Here is a 22,135-nt window from a genome sequence, read left to right as displayed (position 1 = left end):
GACCCGGCAAGGGGGCATTCATACGTTTGCCTCATGCTCCCGGGCGCGATTCTCAACCGCGCCCTTTTGTCCCAACCGAACGAGGTACTCCCATGGCCGTTGGCAAGGTTTCTGACGCCGATTTCGAAGCCGAAGTGCTCAAGGCGACCGGGCCGGTGGTCGTTGACTTCTGGGCCGAATGGTGCGGCCCCTGCCGCATGATCGCGCCCGCTCTCGATGAGATTTCAGGCGCGATGGGCGACAAGGTCAAGATCGTGAAGCTCAACGTCGACGAGAGCCCGAAGACCGCGTCGAAGTATGGCGTGATGTCGATCCCGACCCTGATGATCTTCAAGGGCGGCGAGATGGCCTCCCGTCAGGTCGGCGCCGCCCCGAAGGCCAAGCTGCAGCAGTGGATCACCGCTGCGGTCTGATCCAGGTCTGCTGATTAAATAATTTCGAGCCCGGCCGGCGGATTCGCCGGCCGTTTGCGTTGAGACCTTGTGTGTTGCGTTTGAAGGTCTTAGCGCTTGCCCTCCCCACGTCAGAAGCCCGCTTCGATATCCACGCCGCTCGTCGCGATGGAGGCCCGCTCGGTCGATGCCATCCCGCGCGGCAAAGCGTGGCAATACGAACCCAAATGGGACGGCTTCCGCTGCCTGCTGAAACGCGCAGGCAACAAGGTCGACCTGCGCTCGAAATCCGGCGAGGATCTCGCCCGCTATTTCCCTGAGTTGGTCGCCGCGGCGCTGAGCGTAAAGGCCAAGTCGTTCGCGCTCGACGGCGAGATCGTGGTGCCGCACGGCCGGACATTCTCCTTCGACGATCTCCTGCAGCGTATCCATCCTGCCGCCAGCCGGGTGACACGGCTCGCGCATGAAACGCCCGCCTTGTATCTGGCGTTCGATCTGCTCGCTTCGCCAACCGAGACGGAGCTTTCCGGACAGTCCTTGAGCACGCGCCGGCCGCAGCTCGAGGCTTTTGCCAAAGCGCAATTGAAGTCCAATCCCGGCTTTCGGCTCTCGCCGGCGACAACGAGCTACACGACGGCGAAGACATGGCTGGCGCGCTCCGGCGGCGGATTCGACGGCGTGATCGCCAAACGCCTGGACCTGCCCTATCAGGCCGGCAATCGCGACGGCATGCAGAAGATCAAGAAATTCAGAAGCGCCGATTGCGTGATCGGCGGATTTCGCTATGCCACCAACAAGATCGGCCGCCGCAAGGTCGTCGGCTCGCTGCTGCTCGGCCTCTATGACGACGACGGCTTGTTGCACCATGTCGGCTTCACCTCGGCGATCAAGCAGCAGGACAAGCCGGCGCTCACCGATCGCCTCGAGCCGTTGATCGCCAAGCCCGGCTTCACAGGGAATGCACCGGGCGGTCCGAGCCGGTGGTCGACCGAACGCTCGGCACAATGGTGTCCGCTAAGGTCCAAGCTCGTAATCGAGGTCTGCTACGACCATTTCAGCGGCGACCGCTTTCGCCACGGCACCTCAATCCTGCGTTGGCGTCCGGACAAAGCGCCGACGCAATGCACGTTCGAGCAGCTGAAGCAGAAGGCGGTCGATCCGATGAAGCTGTTGAAGGCGTAGCCGTCAGCGGATCCATCCGGTCGCCAGCGCCGAGGCGAGTTCGGCCTGGCCGTGCTGCCTCGCCAGCGCCGCCATCGCTGCGTGGTCGTAGGGGATGTGGCGGAAGGTCACGGTCCAGTCGCCACCAACCTGTTCGAGGATCGCGTAACGCGCGTCGGGCGAACCGGCCTCGACGACATGCGGATGCGGCTTGCCGGCGCGATAGCCGGGCGAGCCGACGCTTCCGGGATTGACGATCAGCCGCCCATCGCGAAGCCGCACGGCGCGCGCGGTGTGGGTGTGCGCGCAGAGAATCAGCGATTGCGTGATGCCCGTAGCTTTGGCCTCGATCGCATCAAGCGCGGACATGCAGACTTCGCCGCCCGGCAGCACCACCTCGAGCCAATAGGTCTCGTCATCCTGCGGCGTCGCGTGGCAGAGGAAAACCGCGTCGCGATAGACCGCATTGGCCGGCAGCGTGCGCAGCCAGTCGAGATGCCGCGGCTCGAGCTGGGTATAGGTCAACCGCTCCCAGGAGCCCATCTTCTCGTGCGGGCGGTCGATCAGATAGCGGTCGTGATTGCCCAGCAGATGGACCGCATCGAGCGCCATCAGCATGTCGATCGTCGGCCGCGCGTCGAGCGGCCCGCTCACCATGTCGCCGAGATCGACGATGTCGGAGATGCCCTGGGCGCGGATGTCGGACAGCACCGCTTCAAGCGCGAGGTGGTTGCCGTGGATATCGGCGATCGCAGCAAATCGCATGATGTGTTGTTCTCCCGTAGCCCGGATGCAGCGAAGCGTAATCCGGGGCCCAGCCTCGGCGGATCGAGCCTTCCCGGATTTCGCTTCGCTTCATCCGGGCTACGTCAACGGAATCATGCAGGAGGCGTGCCGTTGGCCGCAAGCACCGGGCCGGCGAGGTACAGCGAGCCGGTGATCAGGATGCGCGGCGGCACCTCGTAGGCCAGCGTCGCGAGCCGCTGCAAGGCGGCGTCGACGCCGGATGCGATCTCGACCCGCATGCCGAGCGCACGCGCGGCGTCGGCGAGCTTGTCCGGCGCCATGCCGTTGTCGCGGCCGGGCACCGGGACCGCGATGATGTGTCGCGTCAGCCCGGCGAAATTGGCGAGGAAGGCGTTGGCATCCTTGTTGGCCATCATGCCTGCGATCACGACCAGCGGCCGCGACACCCGCTCCTCGAGATCGCCGAGCGCAGCAGCCGCAACGCGGCCGCCCTCGGCATTATGGCCACCATCGAGCCAGATCTCGGAGCCCTGCGGGCCCTGGCAGACCAGGCTGCCTGAGACCAATCGTTGCATCCGCGCCGGCCATTCCGCATTGACGATGCCGGCCTCGAAGGCTGCGATGTTGAGCTTGAACGCGTCGATTGCGCGCAGCGTCGCGATCGCAAGGCCCGCATTGTCGAACTGGTGCCGGCCGAACAGTTTTGGCGCGGCGAGATCGAGCAGGCCGCGCTCGTCCTGATAGACCAGCCGGCCGCGCTCGACACCGACATGCCATTGCTGGCCGGCGGCATGCAGCGGCGCGCGCATGCGGCTCGCCTCCGCCTCGATCACCGCCATTGCCTCGGGCGCCTGTTCGGCGCACACCACCGGCACCTTGCGCTTGATGATCGCGGCCTTCTCGCCGGCGATCGCCGCCAGATTGTCGCCGAGGAATTCCATGTGATCCATGCTGACCGGCGTGATCACCGAAGCGAGCGGCGTCTCCACCACATTGGTGGAATCCAGCCGGCCGCCGAGGCCGACCTCGAGCAGCGCGACATCGGCCGGATGCTTGGCGAACAGGCAGAACGCCACCGCCGTCTCCATCTCGAAGACCGTGATCGGGTTGCCGGCGTTGATGCGCTCGCATTCCTCGAACGTCGCGCGCAGCTCGTCGTCGCCGACCAGCTTGCCGCCGCCGGTAGCGCCGAGCCGGTAGCATTCGTTGAGCCGGACCAGGTAGGGCGAGGTGAAGACGTGTACGCGCAGGCCTGATGCTTCGAGGATCGCCCGCAGATAGGCGACCGTCGAGCCCTTGCCGTTGGTGCCGGCGACATGGATCACCGGCGGCAGCTTGCGCTCGGGATTATCGAGCCGCTCCATCAGGCCGCGCATGCGATCGAGGCTGAGATCGATGCGCTTGGGATGCAGCGCCGATATCCGCGCGATCAACGCCTCGAACGAGGCTTGCGATGGGGCGGCGCCTGCGGTCACGCGTGCGGCGCAGCCGGCACCGTCTCCGGCGCCGTGACGATCTGGGCCGGCTCGGTGACCGGGGCCGTGGATTTCGATGCGGTTTCCAGCGCCGGCGCCTTGGTCAGCAGGCGGCACAGCCGCGCCAGCGTCGCCTTCATCTCGTGGCGATGCACGACCATGTCGACCATGCCGTGCTCGCGCAGATATTCGGCGCGCTGGAAGCCTTCCGGCAGCTTCTCGCGAATGGTCTGCTCGATCACGCGGGCGCCGGCGAAGCCGATCAGCGCACCGGGTTCGGCGATCTGGATGTCGCCGAGCATCGCATAGGACGCGGTGACGCCGCCGGTGGTCGGGTTGGTCAGCACCACGATGTAGGGCTGCTTCGCCTCGCGCAGCATCTGCACGCCCACCGTGGTGCGCGGCATCTGCATCAGCGACAGGATGCCTTCCTGCATCCGCGCGCCGCCGGATGCAGCGAACACGATGAACGGCGACTTCTTCTCGACCGCGAGCTCGAGCCCGCGCACCATCGCCTCACCGGCGGCCATGCCGAGCGAGCCGCCCATGAAATCGAAGTCCTGCACCGCGACCACCACGCCGGCGCCTTCGAGCTTGCCGTAACCGACCTTGATCGCGTCGTTCAGTCCGGTCTTGGCACGGGCATCCTTGATGCGGTCGGCGTATTTGCGCTCGTCGCGGAACTTGAGCGGATCGGCCGTCACCTCGGGCAACGCGACGTCGAACCAGGTCTCGTTGTCGAAGATCGACTTCAGCCGCGCCACCGCGCCCATCCGCATGTGGTAGTTCGAGCCGGGGATCACGAACTGGTTGGCCTCGACGTCCTTGTAGAACACGAGCTGCCCGGAATCCGGACACTTGATCCAGAGATTCTCCGGCGTCTCGCGCCGCAGGATGTTGCGGATCTTCGGCCGGACGACGTTGGTGAGCCAGTTCATGGTTCGCTCCGAAATGCGGGTCGGTCCCGCACCAGCTGGATATATGGCGGGCCGGGCGAACCCGGCAAGCCGCCATTGGCGGCCTTGTTGCCGCAAAATGTGGCTTATTCAGCGGCCTGCCTGGCGCCGCGGACCCCCTGCGCCAGCGCGGACACCAGGTCCGCCACCGCACTCACGGTCTTCGGCGTCGCGCGGCCCTCGGCGTCGAGGTTGGCACGCACCGCATCGACGATCGCGGTACCGACCACCGCGCCATTGGCGCTTCCGGCGATCGCCCGCGCCGTCTCCGGGGTACGGATGCCGAAGCCGACGCAGACCGGGAGCTTGGTGTGCCGCTTGATGCGGGCGACGGCTTCGGCAACTGCGGTCGAATCGGCCGTCGCGGCGCCGGTGATGCCGGTGATCGAGACGTAATAGACAAAGCCCGAGGTGTTGGCGAGCACCGCCGGCAGGCGCTTGTCGTCGGTGGTCGGCGTCGCCAGCCGGATGAAGTTCAGCCCGGCCTTCATCGCGGGGATGCAGAGCTCGGTGTCTTCCTCCGGCGGCAGGTCGACGATGATCAACCCGTCGACGCCGGCGGTCTTGGCATCGGCCAGGAAGCCGTCGACGCCGTAGATGTAAATCGGATTGTAGTAGCCCATCAGCACGATCGGCGTGGCGTTGTCCTCCTTGCGGAAGTCGCGGACCATCGCCAGCGTCTTGCGCAGGGTCATGCCGCCCTTGAGCGCGCGCAGGCCTGCGGCCTGGATCGACGGGCCGTCGGCCATCGGATCGGTGAACGGCATGCCGATCTCGATGACGTCGGCACCGGCCTTGGGCAGCGCCTTCAGGATGTCGAGCGAGGTTTTTGCGTCGGGGTCGCCGGCCATCACGAAGGTGACGAAAGCGGAGCGGCCCTGCTGCTTCAGCTCGGCGAAACGTGCGTCGATACGGGTGGTCACTTCTTCCTCGCCTTCAAGATGTCGCCGACCTGCGGCACGTCCTTGTCGCCACGGCCCGAGAGGTTGACCACCATCAGATGATCCCTGGGCCGCTGCGGCGCGAGCTCGGACAATTTCGCGATGGCGTGCGCGGATTCCAGCGCGGGGATGATGCCTTCGAGCCGCGACAGCAGCTGGAATGCGGCGAGCGCTTCCTCGTCGGTCGCCGAGAGATATTTGACGCGGCCGGTCTCGTGCAGCCAGGCGTGCTCGGGGCCGATGCCGGGATAGTCGAGGCCGGCGGAGATCGAGTGCGCTTCCTCGATCTGGCCGTCGGCGTCCATCAGCAGATAGGTGCGGTTGCCGTGCAGCACGCCGGGGCGCCCGCCGGCGAGCGAGGCGGCATGCAGCTGCGTCAGCCCGTGACCGGCGGCCTCGACGCCGAAAATCTCGACCGAGGGATCGTCGAGGAACGGATGGAACAGGCCCATTGCATTGGAGCCGCCGCCGATGCAGGCGATCAGCGAGTCCGGCAGGCGGCCCTCGGCTTCCTGCATCTGCGTGCGGGTCTCGCGGCCGATGATCGACTGGAAGTCGCGCACCATCATCGGATAAGGGTGCGGGCCCGCCACCGTGCCGATGCAATAGAAGGTGTTGTGCACGTTGGTGACCCAGTCGCGCAACGCGTCGTTCATCGCGTCCTTCAGCGTACGCGCGCCCGACTGCACCGGGACCACCTTGGCGCCGAGCATTTCCATGCGGATCACGTTCGGCTGCTGCCGCTCGACGTCGACCGCGCCCATATAGACCACGCATTCGAGCCCGAACCGCGCGCACAGCGTCGCCGTCGCCACGCCGTGCTGGCCGGCGCCGGTCTCGGCGATGATGCGCTTCTTGCCCATGCGGCGCGCGACCATGATTTGGCCGAGCACATTGTTGACCTTGTGCGAGCCGGTGTGGTTGAGCTCCTCGCGCTTCAGGTAGATTTTCGCCCCGCCGAGATGCTCGGTGAGCCGTTCGGCGAAGTACAGCGGCGAGGGCCGGCCGACATAGTCCTTCAGATAGAGATTCATCTCGGCCTGGAATGCCGGATCGGCCTTGGCGTCGGCATAGGCCTTTTCGAGATCGAGGATCAGCGGCATCAGCGTTTCAGCGACGAAGCGTCCGCCGAAAATGCCGAAATGCCCGCGCTCGTCGGGGCCGCTGCGGTAGGAATTGGGCAGGTTTTGATTCATCGAACCGTCAGTTCTCGGGTAGTTCTTTGGGTTGCGCGTGCGGCGCGGATGAAGGCGCGGATCAGCTCGGGATCCTTGATGCCGGGCGTGCGCTCGACGCCCGACGACACGTCGACCCCGCCGGCGCGGGTGACGCGGACGGCTTCAGTGACATTGCCGGCATTGAGCCCGCCGGAGACCATGTAGGGCAGCGCGAGATCGAGATTTTCCAGCAGGTGCCAGTCGAACGGCGCGCCGAGACCGCCCGGCCGCGTCGCATCCTTCGGCGCGCGGGCATCGAACAGGATGCGGTCGGCGACGCCGGCATAGCCCGGCAGCGGCGCAAGGTCGGCCGAGGTCTCGACCGGCAGCGCCTTCATCAGCGGCAGGCCGAATTTCTGCTTGAGGTCGCGCAGCCGCGCCGTGGTCTCCTTGCCGTGCAATTGCAGGATGTCGGGTCGCAGCGTCTCGATGATGTTCTCGATGGTCGCGTCATCGGCATCGACGGTCAGCGCCACCTTGACGGCGCGTCCCTTGGCGCGGCTGCCGAGCTCGCGCGCGGTCTCCAGGCTGATATGGCGCGGCGACGGCGGAAAGAACACGAACCCCACCATGTCAGCGCCGCCCTCGAGCGCGACGTCGAGCGTCTCGCGCGTGGACAGGCCGCAGATTTTGACGAGCAGGGGCATGGTCTCGAAACGGGTCTTCAAAACGGGTTTTCGGGCGCCCGGAACAGGGGCAGGCCCGGGTCCGACGGGGCGGGTTCTACAACGTCGCGCCCTGCTTGTCTCGCCCATTGGGCCCGTAAAAGCCTGATAGGGCCGGGACCGGACGGCGCTGCGCGTCGTCCCGGGCGGCGGACCTGAGGTCGGCGAGCTCCGCGCGGACCTGGCGGGCGTCGGCCTCGTGCTGCCGGGCGGCGCGGCGCCACCGCCCCTGCCTGAACCAGGTCGCGATGCCGCCCGCGATCACACCCAGGATCGCGGAGGCGATGATGACGACAAACAGCGGCAGTGTGACCGCGATTGTCGGCGTCACAGAGTTGAAGGGGTCAAACGACACCGTCACCCAGTGCCGGTTAGCGACCGCAAAGATGATGAAGATCAGTCCGAGCGGAATGACGACCACTGCCGTGAAGAACTTTCGCATGACCATCTCTCGCAGCGATGGAGAAAGTGGCGGGCCGATCACCCGCAGCACGGCAACGTCTGATCTCGCGCGCTAGGCCGCAGCCTTGTCAGGCATCAGCCTCTCAAGCATCCGCCTTTTAAGCGTCGGCTTTGGGCGCGTCGACCTTGGAGGCTCCCGCCTCGGTCTCGTCGCGATTGAGACGCTCGCGCATTTCCTTGCCGGTCTTGAAGAACGGCACGCTCTTCTGATCGACTGGCACATGCTCGCCGGTACGCGGATTGCGGCCGGCGCGCGCCGGGCGATGCTTCACCGAGAATGCGCCGAAACCGCGCAACTCGACACGGTCGCCACGCGCCAGCGCCGCGACGATTTCATCGAGAATCGCATTCACAATATTCTCGACATCCCGCTGATAGAGGTGCGGGTTGTGCTCGGCGATACGCTGAACAAGTTCGGATTTGATCATCGAAAGTGGGATCCGGGCTCTTGCGGAAACCCATTTCCGTGAAAATGCCGTGCACTGTCAAGACGCTAAATCGATTTAGAGCGCCGTGAAATCGCGTGACAAATAGCCCGATTGGGGCATGCGGCGATTCCCGCAGAGCGGGAATTCATCAAACAGCACGCGTTTGGCAGCCGGTCAGTCGGTTCCGCCCGGACTCCACAATGCCAGCATGCCGTCCAGCCCAAACCGGTCGACCGCCTGGGCCACGCCGCCCTGCTCGATCCGCCGCGCGATGCCGCCGAGGCCGAGCGCATCGAGCGTCATGGATGCAGCCGTGCGCAGGAAGGTCAGGTCGCTGAAGCGCGGATTGAGCTTGTAAGTGCGCACCGGCAGGTCGCTTTTGACCTTCTTCTCCGCAACCAGCCAGGCGATCGCGGTCTTCTCGTCCCCGAGCTGATCGATCAGCTTGAGATCGACCGCCTGCCGGCCGGTGAAGACGCGACCGTCAGCGACCTTCTCCAGCAGGGCGTCGTCCATGCCGCGGCGCTCCTTCACCAATCCACGGAACCATGCATAGGAGTCCTTGACCAGACCCTCGATCGCGGCGCGTGCCTCGGGGCTGGTCGGCTCCATGCCGTTGGGCGCAGCTTTCAGCGGGGAGGATTTGATCTCCTCCATCTTTACGCCGACGGTCTTGAGCAATTCCGAAACGTTCGGAAACTGGAAGAGCACGCCAATCGAGCCGACCAGCGAGGTCTGCTGGGCGACGATATGGTCGGAGGCGATCGCCGTGATGTAGCCGCCCGAGGCGGCCAGGCCCTCGACCACGACGACCAGCGGCTTCTTCGCCTTCAACTGCATCAGCGAGTCATAGAGCTGCTCGGAGCCTGCGGTGGTGCCGCCCGGCGAATTGATGTGCACGACAACCGCCGCATAGCTCGACTTGCCGAGCCGCTCCAACGCCTCCACGCGTTCCTGGTCGCTGCGGATCAATCCGTCGATGTTGATCCGCGCGATCGCGTTCGATGCCGAGAGGCTGCCGCGGTCGCCGGCGGCGATCACGCCGACGCCGACGATGGCCGCGATCGCAATGACCGCAGCGGCGACGCGCCAGAACGTCAGCTTGCGCCTGATACGGCGGCGGTCGACGATCACATCCGAATCCAGCGACATCCGATCTCTCCAGAAATAGTCAGCGCGCAGTCCCGCGCGTTTTGCCGTCGCAGCGTCACCATCTGCTTAGCCAAATACATCAATTGCGGCGCAATTTGAAGAAAACAAGGCCCGTCCCATCGACGCATCCGGAGCCCGGATGAAGCGAAGCGCAATCCGGGAAAGTCCGCCGCGGGGATAAAGCCCCGGATTTCGCTTCGCTCCATCCGGGCTACGCCAAAAACAAAGGGCCCCGGTTCGCGCCGGGGCCCTCTAGTTGTTCGCTTAAATCGCCCGAACGCTTACTTGTCGGTGCCGCGGTTCTTCAGCGCGGTGCCGAGGATGTCGCCGAGCGTCGCACCCGAATCGGAGGAGCCGTACTGCGCGATGGCTTCCTTCTCTTCGGCGACTTCCAGCGCCTTGATCGAGACCTGCACCTTGCGGGCCTTCTTGTCGAACTGGATGACGCGGGCATCGACCTTCTCGCCGACGGCAAAGCGTTCGGCACGCTGGTCGTTGCGATCGCGGGCCAGCTCGGACCGCTTGATGAAGGTAGTGAACTCGGTGCCCGAAATCCGAACCTCGATGCCGCTCTCCTTCACTTCGAGCACTTCGCAGGTCACGACCGCGCCCTTCTTGACGTCGCCCGGCTCGGCGAAGGGGTCGCCTTCGAGCTGCTTGACGCCGAGCGAGATACGCTCCTTCTCGACATCGACGTCGAGCACCACGGCCTTGACCATGTCGCCCTTCTTGAAGTTGTCGATGACCTGCTCGCCCGGAAGCTTCCAGTCGAGGTCGGAGAGATGGACCATGCCGTCGACGTCGCCGTCGAGGCCCAAGAAAAGTCCGAACTCGGTCTTGTTCTTGACCTCGCCTTCGACGGTCGAGCCGACCGGGAACTTCTCGACGAACACTTCCCAGGGATTGCGCATGGTCTGCTTGAGACCGAGCGAGATGCGGCGCTTGACCGAATCGACTTCCAGCACCTGCACTTCGACTTCCTGCGAGGTCGAAACGATCTTGCCGGGATGCATGTTCTTCTTGGTCCACGACATCTCGGAGACGTGGATCAGGCCTTCGATGCCCGGCTCGAGCTCGACGAACGCACCGTAGTCGGTGATGTTGGTGACGCGGCCGGTGAAGCGGGCACCCAGCGGGTACTTGGCTTCGATGCCCTGCCACGGATCGTCCAGCAGCTGCTTCATGCCGAGCGAGATGCGGTGCGTCTCGTGGTTGATCTTGATGATCTTGACCTTGACGGTCTGGCCGATGGTCAGCACCTCGGTCGGGTGGTTGACGCGGCGCCAGGCGATGTCGGTCACGTGCAGCAGGCCGTCGATGCCGCCGAGATCAACGAACGCACCGTAATCGGTGATGTTCTTGACCACGCCGTCGATCACCTGACCCTCTTCGAGGTTCTGCACCAGCTCCTGGCGCTGCTCGGCGCGGGTCTCTTCGAGAACCGTGCGGCGCGACACCACGATGTTGCCGCGGCGGCGGTCCATCTTGAGGATCTGGAACGGCTGCGAGTTGTTCATCAGCGGCGCAACGTCGCGGATCGGACGAATGTCGACCTGCGAGCGCGGCAGGAACGCCACCGCACCGTCGAGGTCGACCGTGAAGCCGCCCTTGACCTGGTTGAAGATGACGCCGTTGACCTTTTCGTTGTTCTGGAACGCCTTCTCGAGCTTGCCCCAGCTCTCCTCGCGGCGCGCCTTGTCGCGCGACAGCACGGCTTCGCCAAGCGCATTCTCGATGCGGTCGAGGAACACCTCGACTTCGTCGCCGACCTTGAGGTCGCTCTCACGGCCGGGGCCGGCGAATTCGCGCAGCGCGACGCGGCCTTCGGTCTTCAGGCCGACGTCGATGACGGCCATGTCCTTCTCAATTGCAACCACCTTGCCCTTGATGACCGAGCTTTCCTGCAAATTGCCGCCGGCAAAGGACTCATCAAGCATCGCCGCGAAGTCGTCGCGGGTCGGGGTGTAAGAAGACGCAGAATTCGAAACCATTTGATCTCCAGATGCGGGATTTCGCCGGCAGTTCGGGTTGATGGGCGCACCGCGCGTGAAGTGTCAGGGTTCCGCAAACCCTGACGACCGCTCATTGCAGGAGGTGCAACAGCGGGCCGGCAGCAAGACTGCACGTTCGGTACGTTTTGATAATCCGGAGCGTGATCACGAAAATATCGACTGCAAGACCTGGGAGCGGGCGTTCCTCCAGATGCGGCGTCAGTTTCGTTTGAGGATGGCTCAAACCCGGCGCCGGCCCGCTCAGACACGATCTCGACAATGTCGATGGTGCTCCGAACGGCGCTGATATAGCCGTGCGGGCACCTTTCGGCAAGCAGGAAATGCCCCATTTTGCTGGGGTTTCGGGCCGAAAGGCCCGCCCGTGCCTGCGATTCTAGCGTTTTGCGCGGGCCGCCTCGACGATGGCAATGGCGGCGCGGACGCCGGCCTCGATGTCGAGGTTGGAATTGTCCAGCGTGTGGGCATCGGCCGCCGGCCGCAACGGCGCAATGGTCCGATTCTGGTCGCGCTCGTCGCGCTTGAGGATGTCGGCGAGCACGGCCTCCTCGTCGGCATCCTCGCCGCGGGCCCGGGCTTCCAGGGTACGCCGGCGCGCCCGCACGCGGGGATCGGCGACCACGAAGATCTTCACGTCGGCATCGGGGCAGATCACGGTGCCGATGTCGCGCCCATCCAGCACCGCGCCGGGCGGATCGGCGGCGAACTGGCGCTGGAAGTTCACCAGCGCCTCGCGCACCTTGGGAAAGGCCGAGACAACGGATGCGCCCTCGCCGACCTTCTGGGTCTTCAGGATCGGATTGCCGAATTTCTCGGGATCGAGCTCGAGCGCGACGGCCACTGCCAGCATCTCGTCGTTGAGGTCGGCGCCCTGCGCCATCATCGCATAGGCCACCGCGCGGTAGATCACGCCGGTGTCGAGATGGCGATAGCCGTAATGGTGGGCGAGCCGCTTGCCGAGCGTGCCCTTGCCGGAGGCGGCCGGTCCGTCGATGGCGATGATCATGCGAAATCAGCTCCAAGCGAGCGCATCATCGGGATGAAGTCCGGAAAACTTGTGGCAATGAAGGCGGTGTCGTCGACCTTCACCGGCCGGTCCGAAGCACAGCCCATCACCAGCGCCGACATCGCGATGCGATGATCCATGTGGGTGGCGACGAGACCGCCGCCCGGGACATGGCCGCGGCCCTCGACGATCAGATCGTCGCCGGAGACCTCGACCGTGACGCCATTGACCCGCAGCATGTCCGCGGTCGCTTCGAGGCGGTCGGATTCCTTGACCCGCAGCTCTTGCAAGCCGCGCATGATCGTGGTGCCCTCGGCAAACGCAGCCGCAACCGCGAGCACCAGATATTCGTCGATCATCGACGGCGCGCGCTCCGGCGGCACCTCGACGCCCCTGAGCTTCGAGGCACGGACGCGCAATTGCGCCATCGGCTCGCCGCCATCGCCGCGCACCTCGCTCTCCTCGATCGCCGCGCCCATTTCGCGCAGCGTGGTGAACAGGCCGGTGCGCAGCGGATTGGTCATCACGTCGGAGAACATGACGTCGGATCCCTGGACGATCAGCGCCGCGACGATCGGAAACGCCGCGGAGGACGGATCGGCCGGCACCACGATTTCGGCGCCGCGCAGCTCAGGCTCGCCGTTCAGCGTGATCCGGCGGCCATGGCTGCCTTCCTTTTCGGAGGAGATCTCGGCGCCGAAATGCTTCAGCATCAATTCGGTGTGGTCGCGGCTCGCCTCCTGCTCGATCACGGTGGTGACGCCTGGCGCGGACAGCCCCGCCAGCAGCACCGCGGACTTGATCTGGGCCGAGGCGACCGGCGTCTTGTAGACGATCGGCACCGGATAGCGGGCACCGTGCAGGGTCAGCGGCAGCCGGCCGCCGGCCCCGATATCGCTGGTCCGGGCGCCCATCAGCTCCAGGGGATCGAGGATCCGGCGCATCGGGCGCGACCGCAGCGAGGCGTCGCCATCGAAGATGGCCGCGATCGGGCATCCCGCCACCGCGCCCATCACCAGCCGGCAGCCGGTACCGGAATTGCCGAAATCGAGCGGGGCTGCGGGCTGGGCGAAGCCGCCGACGCCGACGCCTGCGACCGACCAGGCAAAAGGCGCGGCCCGCTCCACTTTGGCGCCCAGTGCGCGCATCGATTTGGCGGTGTTGAGGACGTCCTCGCCCTCCAAAAGGCCGGAAACGCGGGTTTCACCCACCGAAAGCGCTCCCAGGATCAGGGCACGGTGGGAAATCGATTTGTCGCCGGGGACGCGGACCTTGCCGGCCAGGGGGCCGCAGGCGCGCGATTCCAGCGGGGTCGGGGTGTCAGAATGGGCCAAGACTGTGTCCTCTCGCGCCGCGGCAGGTATCACATAGGCAACACCGCGTCACGCGCCCGTCACTTGCGCGCAAACCGCTATTGACAGCAGCCCCTCAACTAGCCAAGTGAAGCACCGTTTTTCAGCAAAATTCTGGGATGACCACGTGGCCAAGTCCGAGCTCGGAACCAAGCGCATTTGCCCGACCACGGGCAAGAAGTTCTACGACCTCAACAAGAACCCGGTGATTTCGCCCTACACCGGCGAGGTCGTGCCGATCGCGCCGGTGGCCCCGCCGCGGGGCCGTGGCGCCACCGTCAATTCGCCTGCGACCGCCGCCGACATGCCGGAACCCGCCGAGGCCGAAGAGTTGGTCTCGCTGGAGGAGGCCGATGCCGAGGAGAACACCGGCAAGGTCAAGGCCCAGGTTCCCGAATCCGAGGACGATATCGAGGTCGATGAGACCATCGACGACGATGACGACGACGATTCGACCTTCATCGCCGACGAGGAAGAGGGCGATGAGGACGTGACCGACATCATTGGTGACGTCGGCGGTGATGAAGAGACTTGAGATCGGCGCCGATCTATGATCAACGGTGCTGCCGCGCGAGTCATCCAGGCCGCGCGGACCGGGATCGATCCCCCAGGATCATCCCACTGGAATATGGGGCCATAGCTCAGCTGGGAGAGCGCTTGCATGGCATGCAAGAGGTCGGCGGTTCGATCCCGCCTGGCTCCACCAGCCTTCGCTCGCTTCGCGAGCTACGGCTCGGCAAGCCTGGGGAAGTCCCTCGTAGCGAAGTGAACGAAGGCTGCCGCGGCGTAGCCCGAAGGGCGAAGCCGGGCTCTCACCGAATTCAAATACGCTAGCATGCTCCCCATCCGCCGCGCGGGGAGCCTCATGAAATACGTCTACATTCTCGAAAGCCTCGACGGCCTGCACTTCTACGTCGGGCTCACCGACGTTCTGCGGGCCAGACTGGCCAAGCACAACGCTGGCGAAGTGCCCCATACATCCAAATATGGGCCTTGGCGGCTCAAGACCTACGTTGCCTTCAGCGACGAGAAGCAGGCCGTTGCTTTTGAAAGATACCTGAAGTCCGCCTCCGGCCGCGCCTTCGCCAAGAAGCGCCTCTAGCCGCAGCTCGCACCGCCCGCTACTCCCCCAGCACCGCGTTCAACCGATCACGCAACGCGACGATCTCGTCCTTCATCGCCAGCAATTCCCCGACCGTGCAGTCCGAGGCCGCGAGGATCGATTGCGGGACGGCTTTTGCCTTTTCGCGCAGCGCATGGCCCTGCGGCGTCAGCGCGATCAGCACCACGCGCTCGTCTTCGGTGCTGCGGGTCCGCCTGATCAGCTCGGCCGCCTCCAGCCGCTTCAGGAGCGGCGTCAGCGTGCCGGAATCCAGGAACAGGCGCTCGCCGAGGTCCTTCACGGGCACGTCGTCGCGCTCCCACAGCGCCAGCATCACCAGATACTGCGGATAGGTCAGCCCGAGCCGGTCGAGCAGCGGCTTGTAGACGCGGTTGAAGGCGTGCGCGGTCGAATAGACCGCAAAGCAGATCTGGTTATCGAGCCGCAGCGCCTGATCCGCCGCCGTCTGTTTCCTGACCATGGTTGTCATCGAATCCATCTCATTTCCGGGTCATTCTGGGCTCAAGGGACCGCGGATTCAATTGCGGACAATTAAATGTGAGGCTCCATAATTTATATTGCGCACAATTCAATTGGATGCAATACATGCATCGCCGAATTCAAACCGGCCCACAACCAAGGGAGACCACGATGTCTGTGAACGTGCTCTACAAGACCAGCGCCAAGGCCACCGGCGGCCGCGACGGCCATGCGGCAACGCTCGACGGCGCGCTCGACGTCAAGCTCACGACCCCGAAGGAGCTCGGTGGCGGCGGCGGCGCCGGCAACAATCCGGAGCAGCTGTTCGCGGCCGGCTATGCCGCCTGCTTCATCGGCGCGATGAAGTTCGTGGCCTCGCAGGGTGGGCCCAAGGTTCCCGCCGACGCCGCGGTGACCTCGACGGTCGGCATCGGCCCGCGCTCGCAGGGCGGCTTCGGCCTCGCCGTCGACCTCGCCATCTCGCTGCCGGGCCTGTCCCGCGCTGACGCCGAAGCGCTGGTCGAGAAGGCCCACCAGGTGTGCCCCTACTCCAACGCCACCCGCGGCAATGTCGACGTCAAGCTGACCGTCGTGTAGAGGCCCTTTCCGTTCCGATTGAATCGGAACGGGGCCCTAGACTCTTCTTTTGACGCGTTTTCTTCACGCGAACCGGTATCCACTTCGCTCGAAAACGCTCTCATTCCACATCACGCAATGGTCCGCCGCGATACGTGGCGGACCATTGTCTTTCAGATGCCGGTTCGTTTGGCGAACGCCCGCGCCGCCCCTGCATGGGCCTGCGCCGATCAAAGCATTGCTGCCTTGCCTGAAGACCGTTAGCTCTGGGACCGCATTTCCAATCCCAACTGAGCGAAGGTTGTTTCCATGAATACCCCAGCGGCTGCGGGCGCGATGACTGGACTGCGCGTGATCGATCTGACGCGCGTGCTCGGCGGCCCGTATTGCACCCAGATTCTCGCCGACCACGGCGCCGATGTGATCAAGGTCGAGCCGCCCGCCGGCGACGAGGTGCGCGAGTGGGGCCCTCCCTTCCATGAGGAAGACGCGGCCTATTTCGTCGGCATCAACCGCAACAAGCGCTCGATCGGCCTCGACCTCGCCTCCGAAGGCGGACGCGCGGTGCTGATGAAGATGCTCGAGACCGCCGACGTGCTGATCGAGAATTTCAAGCCGGGTACGCTCGACAAATGGGGCATCGGAAACGACGTGCTGCGCGCGAAGTTTCCGCGCCTCGTGCATTGCCGGATCTCCGGCTTCGGCGCCGACGGCCCGCGCGGCGGCAACCCCGGCTATGATGCAATCATCCAGGCGATGACCGGCATGATCGCGGCCACCGGCTCGCCGGAGAGCGGCCCGATGCGCATCGGCGTGCCGCTGGTCGATATCACGACTGGTCTTTATGCCGCGATCGGCATCCTGATGGCGCTGTCGGAGCGGCAGCGCTCCGGGCTCGGCCAGTTCATCGAGACCACGTTGTACGAGACCGGGCTTGCGATCATGCATCCACACACCGCGAACTACTTCATGCACGGCAAGCCGCCACAGCTCACCGGCAACGAGCATCCGAACCTCGTTCCCTACGCGATCTTCCCGACCAAGACCGACAACATCTTCATCGGCGTCGGCAATGACGGCACGTTCCGCAAGCTCGCCAAGGAGATCGGCAAGCCGGAGCTCGGCACCGATCCGCGTTTTGCCCGCAACAAGGACCGCATCGCCAACCGCGACGCGCTGCGGGTCGAGCTTGCGGCGGTGTTCAGCCAGCACGAGGCCGAGCCGCTGTGCAACCGGCTGCTCGCCGCCGGCCTGCCGGCCGGCCCCGTGCAGAAGATCGACCAGGCGCTGACCAACCCGCACACGATCCATCGCGGCGACGTCATCGAGAAGGATTGGTACAAGGGCGTCGCCTCGCCGATCCGGCTCGAACGCACCAAGCCAAGCTTGCGCCGCACGCCGCCGAAATTCAGCCAGCACGCCACGGAAGTGCTCGGCGAGTTCGGCTACTCAAAGGACGAGATCAACGGCCTGGTCGACAAGGGCGTGGTCTGCGGCCCCCAGCGCAAGCGCTGACACAACCATCCGTCAGCCGTGCGGTGCAGCGTCGCGTCTGGCGCTGCACCGCAAGGCGCCGGCTTCTTCGCCTTTTTTACCGCTTCCCTTTGTCGCGGCTTCCCCCCTACGATGGCTTTCGTTTATACGGTCATTTGAACGTCATCCGGCGCTGATAACGCGCGCAACGAAACATGACGTTTCCAACCGGGAGGGGCCTTGATGATTTTTCGACGATTGGGCGCTGCTGCTGTCGCCGCCGCTACGCTTGCATTCGCGTCGCCTGCATTTGCGGTGACCGAGATTCAGTGGTGGCACGCGATGACCGGCGCCAACAACGACGTCATCGTCAAGCTGGCCAACGACTTCAACGCGTCGCAGTCCGACTACAAGGTGATCCCGACCTACAAGGGCGGTTACGCCGACACCATGAACGCCGGCATCGCCGCATTCCGCGCCGGCAACGCGCCGCACATCATGCAGGTGTTCGAGGTCGGCACCGCGACGATGATGGCTGCCACCGGCGCCGTGAAGCCGGTCTACAAGCTGATGGCGGACGCCGGCGAGAAGTTCGATCCGAGCGTCTATCTGCCCGCGATCACCGGCTACTACTCGACCTCGAAGGGCGAGATGCTGTCGTTCCCCTTCAACTCGTCGTCGACGGTGATGTGGGTCAATCTCGACGCGCTGAAGAAGGCCAACATCGCGGAGATCCCGAAGACCTGGCCGCAAGTGTTCGACGACGCCAAGAAGCTGAAGGCCGCCGGCTACACCACCTGCGGATTCTCCGGCTCGTGGGTCACCTGGGTCAATCTCGAGCAGCTCTCGGCCTGGCACAACGTGCCGCTCGCCAGCAAGGCCAACGGCCTCGACGGCTTCGACACCGTGCTCGAATTCAATGGTCCGCTGCAGGTCAAGCATCTCGAGAACCTGGTCGAGCTGCAGAAGGACAAGACCTACGACTATGCCGGCCGCACCAACACCGGCGAAGGCCGCTTCACCTCGGGCGAGTGCCCGATCTACCTGACCTCGTCGGCGTTCTTCGGCAACGTCAAGGCGCAGGCCAAGTTCAACTTCACCGCCGCGCCGATGCCGTATTATCCCGACGTCAAGGGCGCGCCGCAGAACTCGATCATCGGGGGCGCCTCGCTGTGGGTGATGGGCGGCAAATCGGCCGAGGAATACAAGGGCGTGGCCAAGTTCCTGACCTTCCTGTCGGACACCGATCGCCAGGTCTGGATCCACAAGGCGTCGGGCTATCTGCCGATCACCAAGGCCGCCTACGCCAAGGCCAAGGAAGAGGGCTTCTACAAGGACCAGCCCTATCTCGAGACCCCGCTGCTCGAGCTCACCAACAAGGAGCCGACCGAGAACTCCCGCGGCCTGCGCCTCGGCAACATGGTGCAGCTGCGCGACATGTGGTCGGAGGAGATCGAGCAGGCGCTGGCCGGCAAGAAGACCGCCAAGCAGGCGCTGGACTCGGCCGTCGAGCGCGGCAACCAGATGCTGCGGCAGTTTGAAAAGACCGCCGTGAAATAATCCGGCCCTAGACCGACGATCCGGCAGGCCGCATCATGCGGCCTGCCATTTTTCAGGATGTCATGCAAAAGCAAGCGATTTTCCAATCAAAGCTGTTGCCTTACGCGCTGGTTGCCCCGCAACTCGCGATCGTCCTGATCTTTTTCTACTGGCCGGCCGCGCAGGCGGTGATCCAGTCCTTCCTGCTGCAGGACGCCTTCGGCCTGTCCACCACCTTCGTCTGGTTCGAGAACTATCTCGAGCTGTTCAAGGACCCGGCCTATTTCGCCGCGATCGTCAGGACCTTCGCGTTCTCGTTCGCGATCGCGGTGTCCTCGCTGTCGTTTGCGCTGCTGCTCGCTGTCATGGCCGACAAGCCGCTGCGCGGCTCGACGCTCTACCGCACGCTCTTGATCTGGCCCTATGCCGTCGCCCCGCCGGTGGTCGGCGTGCTCTGGGTGTTCATGCTGCACCCTTCGCTCGGCGTGCTGTCGCGCTATCTGCGCGCCATGGGGGTTGACTGGAATCCGCTGCTCGACGGCGACCAGGCGGCGGCCCTGATCATCCTCGCCGCGGCGTGGAAGCAGATCTCCTACAATTTCCTGTTCTTCCTCGCAGGGCTCCAGAGCATCCCCAAGAGCGTGATCGAGGCCGCGGCGATCGACGGCGCCCGCCCGATGCGGCGGTTCTGGACCGTGATCTTCCCGCTGCTGTCGCCGACCATCTTCTTCCTGCTGGTCATCAACATCGTCTACGCCTTCTTCGACACCTTCGGCATCATCGACACGATGACCCGCGGCGGCCCCGGCAAGGCGACCGAAACGCTGGTCTACAAGGTCTATACCGACGGCCTGCTCGGCGGCAATCTCGGCTCGTCGGCGGCGCAGTCGGTCATCCTGATGGTCATCGTCGTCGTATTGACCGGCATCCAGTTCCGCTTCGTCGAACGCAAGGTGACCTACTGATGGTCGAGGAGGAGGGCTTCCAGCGCTATCTGGCTCACGTCATCCTGTGGATCGGGATCGCGATCGTCGCCTTCCCGGTGTATCTGGCGATCGTCGCCTCGACCCAGGACAACGCCGTCATCGCCAACGGCCAGATGTCGCTGCTGCCCGGCGGCCATTTCCTCGAGACCTACTACCAGACGCTGTTTGTCGGCACGAGCGGCTCGACCCGCGAGCCGGTGCTCAACATGATGCTGAACTCGCTGATCATGGCGCTGTTGATCGCGGTCGGCAAAATCGCGATCTCGATCATCTCGGCCTATGCGATCGTGTATTTCCGCTTTCCGTTCCGGATGGCGATCTTCTGGATCATCTTCATCACGCTGATGCTGCCGGTCGAGGTGCGCATCTATCCGACCTACAAGATCGTCGCCGACCTGCATCTGCTCGACAGTTACGCAGGCCTGTCGCTGCCGCTTATCGCGTCCGCCACCGCGACGCTGCTGTTCCGGCAATTTTTCATGACGGTGCCGGATGAATTGCTGGAGGCCTCGCGGATCGACGGCGCCGGCCCGTTCCGCTTCTTCTGGGATACGCTGCTGCCGCTGTCGCGCACCAACATGGCCGCGCTGTTCGTGATCCTGTTCATCCTCGGCTGGAATCAGTACCTCTGGCCGCTGTTGATCACGACGCGCGACGACATGCAGACCATCCAGGTCGGCATCCGCAAGATGATCACCACGACCGACGCGCTGACCGAATGGCCTGTGGTGATGGCGACCGCGCTGCTCGCGATGCTGCCGCCGGTATTCGTCGTCGTCGTGATGCAGAAACTGTTCGTGCGCGGATTGGTGGAGACGGAAAAGTAATGGCCAACGTCACGCTGCGCAGTGTCCGCAAGACCTATCCCGGCGGCTTCGAGGCCATCAAGGGCGTCGATGTCGACGTCGGCGACGGCCAGTTCTGCGTGCTGGTCGGCCCAAGCGGCTGCGGCAAGTCCACGCTGCTGCGCATGGTCGCCGGGCTCGAGACCATCACCGGCGGCGAGATCGACATCGGCGGCCGCGTCGTCAACCAGGTTGAGCCCGCCGATCGCGACATCGCGATGGTGTTCCAGAACTACGCGCTTTATCCGCATATGAGCGTCTACAACAACATGGCCTACGGCCTGCGTAACCGCGGCATGGCCGAAGCCGAGATCAGGACCCGGGTCGAGGAAGCCGCGCGCGTGCTCGAGCTGTCGCCGATGCTGGAGCGCAAGCCGCGCCAGCTCTCCGGCGGCCAGCGCCAGCGGGTCGCGATGGGCCGCGCCATCGTGCGCCAGCCGAAGGTGTTCCTGTTCGACGAGCCGCTGTCGAACCTCGATGCCAAGCTGCGCATCGCGATGCGGGTCGAGATCCGCAAGCTGCAGCGCCGGCTCAACACCACCTCGATCTACGTCACCCACGACCAGCTCGAGGCAATGACGCTGGCCGACATCCTGGTGGTCATGAATGGCGGCCAGGTCGAGCAGATCGGCAATCCGCTCGAGATCTACCAGAAGCCGGCGACCACCTTCGTCGCCTCCTTCATCGGCGCCCCGCCGATGAACCTGATGCCGCTGCGCTCGGACGAGCTGACCTCCCAGATATCAGGCGCCGACGGTGCCGGCATTGTCGGCATCCGCCCGGAGGACTTTGTGATCACGGGCGAGACCGCGCCCGGCGGCGTTGCGCTCGACCTGACGGTCGAGGCCATCGAACATGTCGGCGCCGAAACCTTCGTCTATGGCAGCCGCCAGCGCGAGGAGCGGGGCGTTGCTGCCAATCCGGGCGAGCTGCCGCCGGGCGAGGTGATCGTCCGGGTTCCCGGCGCCACCGGTCCGGCGATCGGCGAGCGGATCCGCGCAGTGGCCCCGCGCGACAAACTGCATCTTTTTACCGCCGATGGCCGCACACGGCTCGCGGGGTAACAGATCGAGAAGAATTTGCCCTCATGTTGCGGGCGTTTAGGCTGGTTTCGGGGCTGCTTGAACGCTATCCAGATCGCCCCCATATCCCTCACTGACCGGAGGCCCGA

General features: G+C 64.9%; 23 protein-coding genes and 1 tRNA gene. 11 read left to right on the top strand and 13 right to left on the bottom strand.

Translation table 11 applies throughout. The features are described from left to right. Positions 1–92: 92 nt before the first annotated feature. Both trxA and ACVMB0_RS08640 read left to right on the top strand, forming a co-directional pair. Positions 93–413: a thioredoxin gene (gene trxA / locus ACVMB0_RS08645; RefSeq protein ID WP_016847387.1), complete on the top strand. Its 321-nt coding sequence runs from the start codon at positions 93–95 to the stop codon at positions 411–413. A gap of 96 nt (positions 414–509) precedes the next feature. Then, positions 510–1,574 carry an ATP-dependent DNA ligase gene (locus ACVMB0_RS08640; protein ID WP_461345929.1) on the top strand — a complete coding sequence of 355 codons (1,065 nt, stop codon included), beginning with the start codon at positions 510–512 and terminating at the stop codon, positions 1,572–1,574. A 3-nt stretch (positions 1,575–1,577) separates the two neighbouring features. On the opposite strand, the gene ACVMB0_RS08635 is transcribed toward ACVMB0_RS08640, so the two are convergent. The 12 genes from ACVMB0_RS08635 to aroA all read right to left on the bottom strand — a co-directional run bounded on the left by ACVMB0_RS08635 (position 1,578) and on the right by aroA (position 13,945). Continuing rightward, on the bottom strand, positions 1,578–2,318 hold the full coding sequence (locus ACVMB0_RS08635; protein ID WP_461345928.1) for a metallophosphoesterase family protein: 741 nt from the start codon (positions 2,316–2,318) through the stop codon (positions 1,578–1,580). A gap of 113 nt (positions 2,319–2,431) precedes the next feature. Beyond that, positions 2,432–3,676, bottom strand: a complete 1,245-nt coding sequence (locus ACVMB0_RS08630) for a bifunctional folylpolyglutamate synthase/dihydrofolate synthase (RefSeq protein WP_461349621.1) — start codon at positions 3,674–3,676, stop codon at positions 2,432–2,434. Positions 3,677–3,771: 95 nt separating this feature from the next. Then, positions 3,772–4,713 carry an acetyl-CoA carboxylase, carboxyltransferase subunit beta gene (gene accD, locus ACVMB0_RS08625; RefSeq protein WP_456751202.1) on the bottom strand — a complete coding sequence of 314 codons (942 nt, stop codon included), beginning with the start codon at positions 4,711–4,713 and terminating at the stop codon, positions 3,772–3,774. 104 nt (positions 4,714–4,817) lie between these two features. Further along, entirely contained in the window at positions 4,818–5,654 is an 837-nt protein-coding gene (gene trpA, locus ACVMB0_RS08620) for a tryptophan synthase subunit alpha (RefSeq protein ID WP_456751203.1), read from the bottom strand. Next, entirely contained in the window at positions 5,651–6,868 is a 1,218-nt protein-coding gene (gene trpB, locus ACVMB0_RS08615) for a tryptophan synthase subunit beta (protein ID WP_461345927.1), read from the bottom strand. The genes trpA and trpB overlap by 4 nt, the downstream gene beginning before the upstream one ends. Continuing rightward, positions 6,865–7,536, bottom strand: coding sequence for a phosphoribosylanthranilate isomerase (locus tag ACVMB0_RS08610; protein WP_461349620.1), 672 nt, complete (start codon positions 7,534–7,536; stop codon positions 6,865–6,867). Before ACVMB0_RS08610 ends, trpB begins: the two co-directional genes overlap by 4 nt. Before the next feature lie 76 nt (positions 7,537–7,612). Continuing rightward, the gene (locus tag ACVMB0_RS08605) at positions 7,613–7,996 is read right to left on the bottom strand and encodes a LapA family protein (RefSeq protein WP_456751206.1); all 384 of its coding nucleotides are present in this window, start codon (positions 7,994–7,996) and stop codon (positions 7,613–7,615) included. A 118-nt stretch (positions 7,997–8,114) separates the two neighbouring features. Beyond that, positions 8,115–8,444, bottom strand: coding sequence for an integration host factor subunit beta (locus ACVMB0_RS08600; protein ID WP_461345926.1), 330 nt, complete (start codon positions 8,442–8,444; stop codon positions 8,115–8,117). A 174-nt stretch (positions 8,445–8,618) separates the two neighbouring features. Next, on the bottom strand, positions 8,619–9,596 hold the full coding sequence (gene sppA, locus ACVMB0_RS08595; protein ID WP_456751208.1) for a signal peptide peptidase SppA: 978 nt from the start codon (positions 9,594–9,596) through the stop codon (positions 8,619–8,621). Between the two features lie 281 nt (positions 9,597–9,877). Then, a complete protein-coding gene (rpsA, locus tag ACVMB0_RS08590) occupies positions 9,878–11,587 on the bottom strand; it encodes a 30S ribosomal protein S1 (protein ID WP_076863580.1) in 1,710 nt (569 codons plus the stop codon). Positions 11,588–11,981: 394 nt separating this feature from the next. After that, positions 11,982–12,611 carry a (d)CMP kinase gene (gene cmk, locus ACVMB0_RS08585; RefSeq protein WP_456751209.1) on the bottom strand — a complete coding sequence of 210 codons (630 nt, stop codon included), beginning with the start codon at positions 12,609–12,611 and terminating at the stop codon, positions 11,982–11,984. Next, positions 12,608–13,945 carry a 3-phosphoshikimate 1-carboxyvinyltransferase gene (gene aroA / locus ACVMB0_RS08580; RefSeq protein ID WP_461345925.1) on the bottom strand — a complete coding sequence of 446 codons (1,338 nt, stop codon included), beginning with the start codon at positions 13,943–13,945 and terminating at the stop codon, positions 12,608–12,610. Before aroA ends, cmk begins: the two co-directional genes overlap by 4 nt. A gap of 145 nt (positions 13,946–14,090) precedes the next feature. On the opposite strand from aroA, the gene ACVMB0_RS08575 reads away from it, so the two are divergent. The 3 genes from ACVMB0_RS08575 to ACVMB0_RS08565 all read left to right on the top strand — a co-directional run bounded on the left by ACVMB0_RS08575 (position 14,091) and on the right by ACVMB0_RS08565 (position 15,065). Further along, complete coding sequence (locus ACVMB0_RS08575) at positions 14,091–14,498, top strand: TIGR02300 family protein (protein WP_456751211.1); 408 nt, start codon at positions 14,091–14,093, stop codon at positions 14,496–14,498. A gap of 95 nt (positions 14,499–14,593) precedes the next feature. Beyond that, positions 14,594–14,669: transfer RNA gene (locus ACVMB0_RS08570), tRNA-Ala, on the top strand. A gap of 159 nt (positions 14,670–14,828) precedes the next feature. Beyond that, positions 14,829–15,065 (top strand): GIY-YIG nuclease family protein, encoded by a 237-nt coding sequence (locus tag ACVMB0_RS08565; protein WP_456751212.1) that lies wholly within the window; start codon positions 14,829–14,831, stop codon positions 15,063–15,065. A gap of 19 nt (positions 15,066–15,084) precedes the next feature. Here ACVMB0_RS08565 and ACVMB0_RS08560 read toward each other — a convergent pair whose 3' ends face one another. Beyond that, positions 15,085–15,546: a MarR family winged helix-turn-helix transcriptional regulator gene (locus tag ACVMB0_RS08560; RefSeq protein ID WP_298371380.1), complete on the bottom strand. Its 462-nt coding sequence runs from the start codon at positions 15,544–15,546 to the stop codon at positions 15,085–15,087. 170 nt (positions 15,547–15,716) lie between these two features. On the opposite strand from ACVMB0_RS08560, the gene ACVMB0_RS08555 reads away from it, so the two are divergent. The 6 genes from ACVMB0_RS08555 (at position 15,717) to ACVMB0_RS08530 (ending at position 22,028) form a co-directional block, all read left to right on the top strand. Further along, entirely contained in the window at positions 15,717–16,142 is a 426-nt protein-coding gene (locus ACVMB0_RS08555; protein WP_461345924.1) for an organic hydroperoxide resistance protein, read from the top strand. A 288-nt stretch (positions 16,143–16,430) separates the two neighbouring features. Beyond that, on the top strand, positions 16,431–17,636 hold the full coding sequence (locus ACVMB0_RS08550; protein WP_461345923.1) for a CaiB/BaiF CoA transferase family protein: 1,206 nt from the start codon (positions 16,431–16,433) through the stop codon (positions 17,634–17,636). Between the two features lie 201 nt (positions 17,637–17,837). After that, complete coding sequence (gene ugpB, locus ACVMB0_RS08545) at positions 17,838–19,154, top strand: sn-glycerol-3-phosphate ABC transporter substrate-binding protein UgpB (RefSeq protein ID WP_456796988.1); 1,317 nt, start codon at positions 17,838–17,840, stop codon at positions 19,152–19,154. Between the two features lie 62 nt (positions 19,155–19,216). Continuing rightward, complete coding sequence (gene ugpA / locus ACVMB0_RS08540) at positions 19,217–20,098, top strand: sn-glycerol-3-phosphate ABC transporter permease UgpA (RefSeq protein ID WP_173639768.1); 882 nt, start codon at positions 19,217–19,219, stop codon at positions 20,096–20,098. Continuing rightward, on the top strand, positions 20,098–20,946 hold the full coding sequence (gene ugpE, locus ACVMB0_RS08535) for a sn-glycerol-3-phosphate ABC transporter permease UgpE (protein ID WP_456751216.1): 849 nt from the start codon (positions 20,098–20,100) through the stop codon (positions 20,944–20,946). Before ugpA ends, ugpE begins: the two co-directional genes overlap by 1 nt. Further along, on the top strand, positions 20,946–22,028 hold the full coding sequence (locus tag ACVMB0_RS08530) for a sn-glycerol-3-phosphate import ATP-binding protein UgpC (RefSeq protein ID WP_461345922.1): 1,083 nt from the start codon (positions 20,946–20,948) through the stop codon (positions 22,026–22,028). Before ugpE ends, ACVMB0_RS08530 begins: the two co-directional genes overlap by 1 nt. Positions 22,029–22,135: the final 107 nt, after the last annotated feature.

This window comes from Bradyrhizobium sp. USDA 4451 (genome assembly GCF_054822585.1).
Note: the sequence above shows the minus strand (reverse complement) of the source record. Positions and strands in the feature narration are given on the sequence as shown.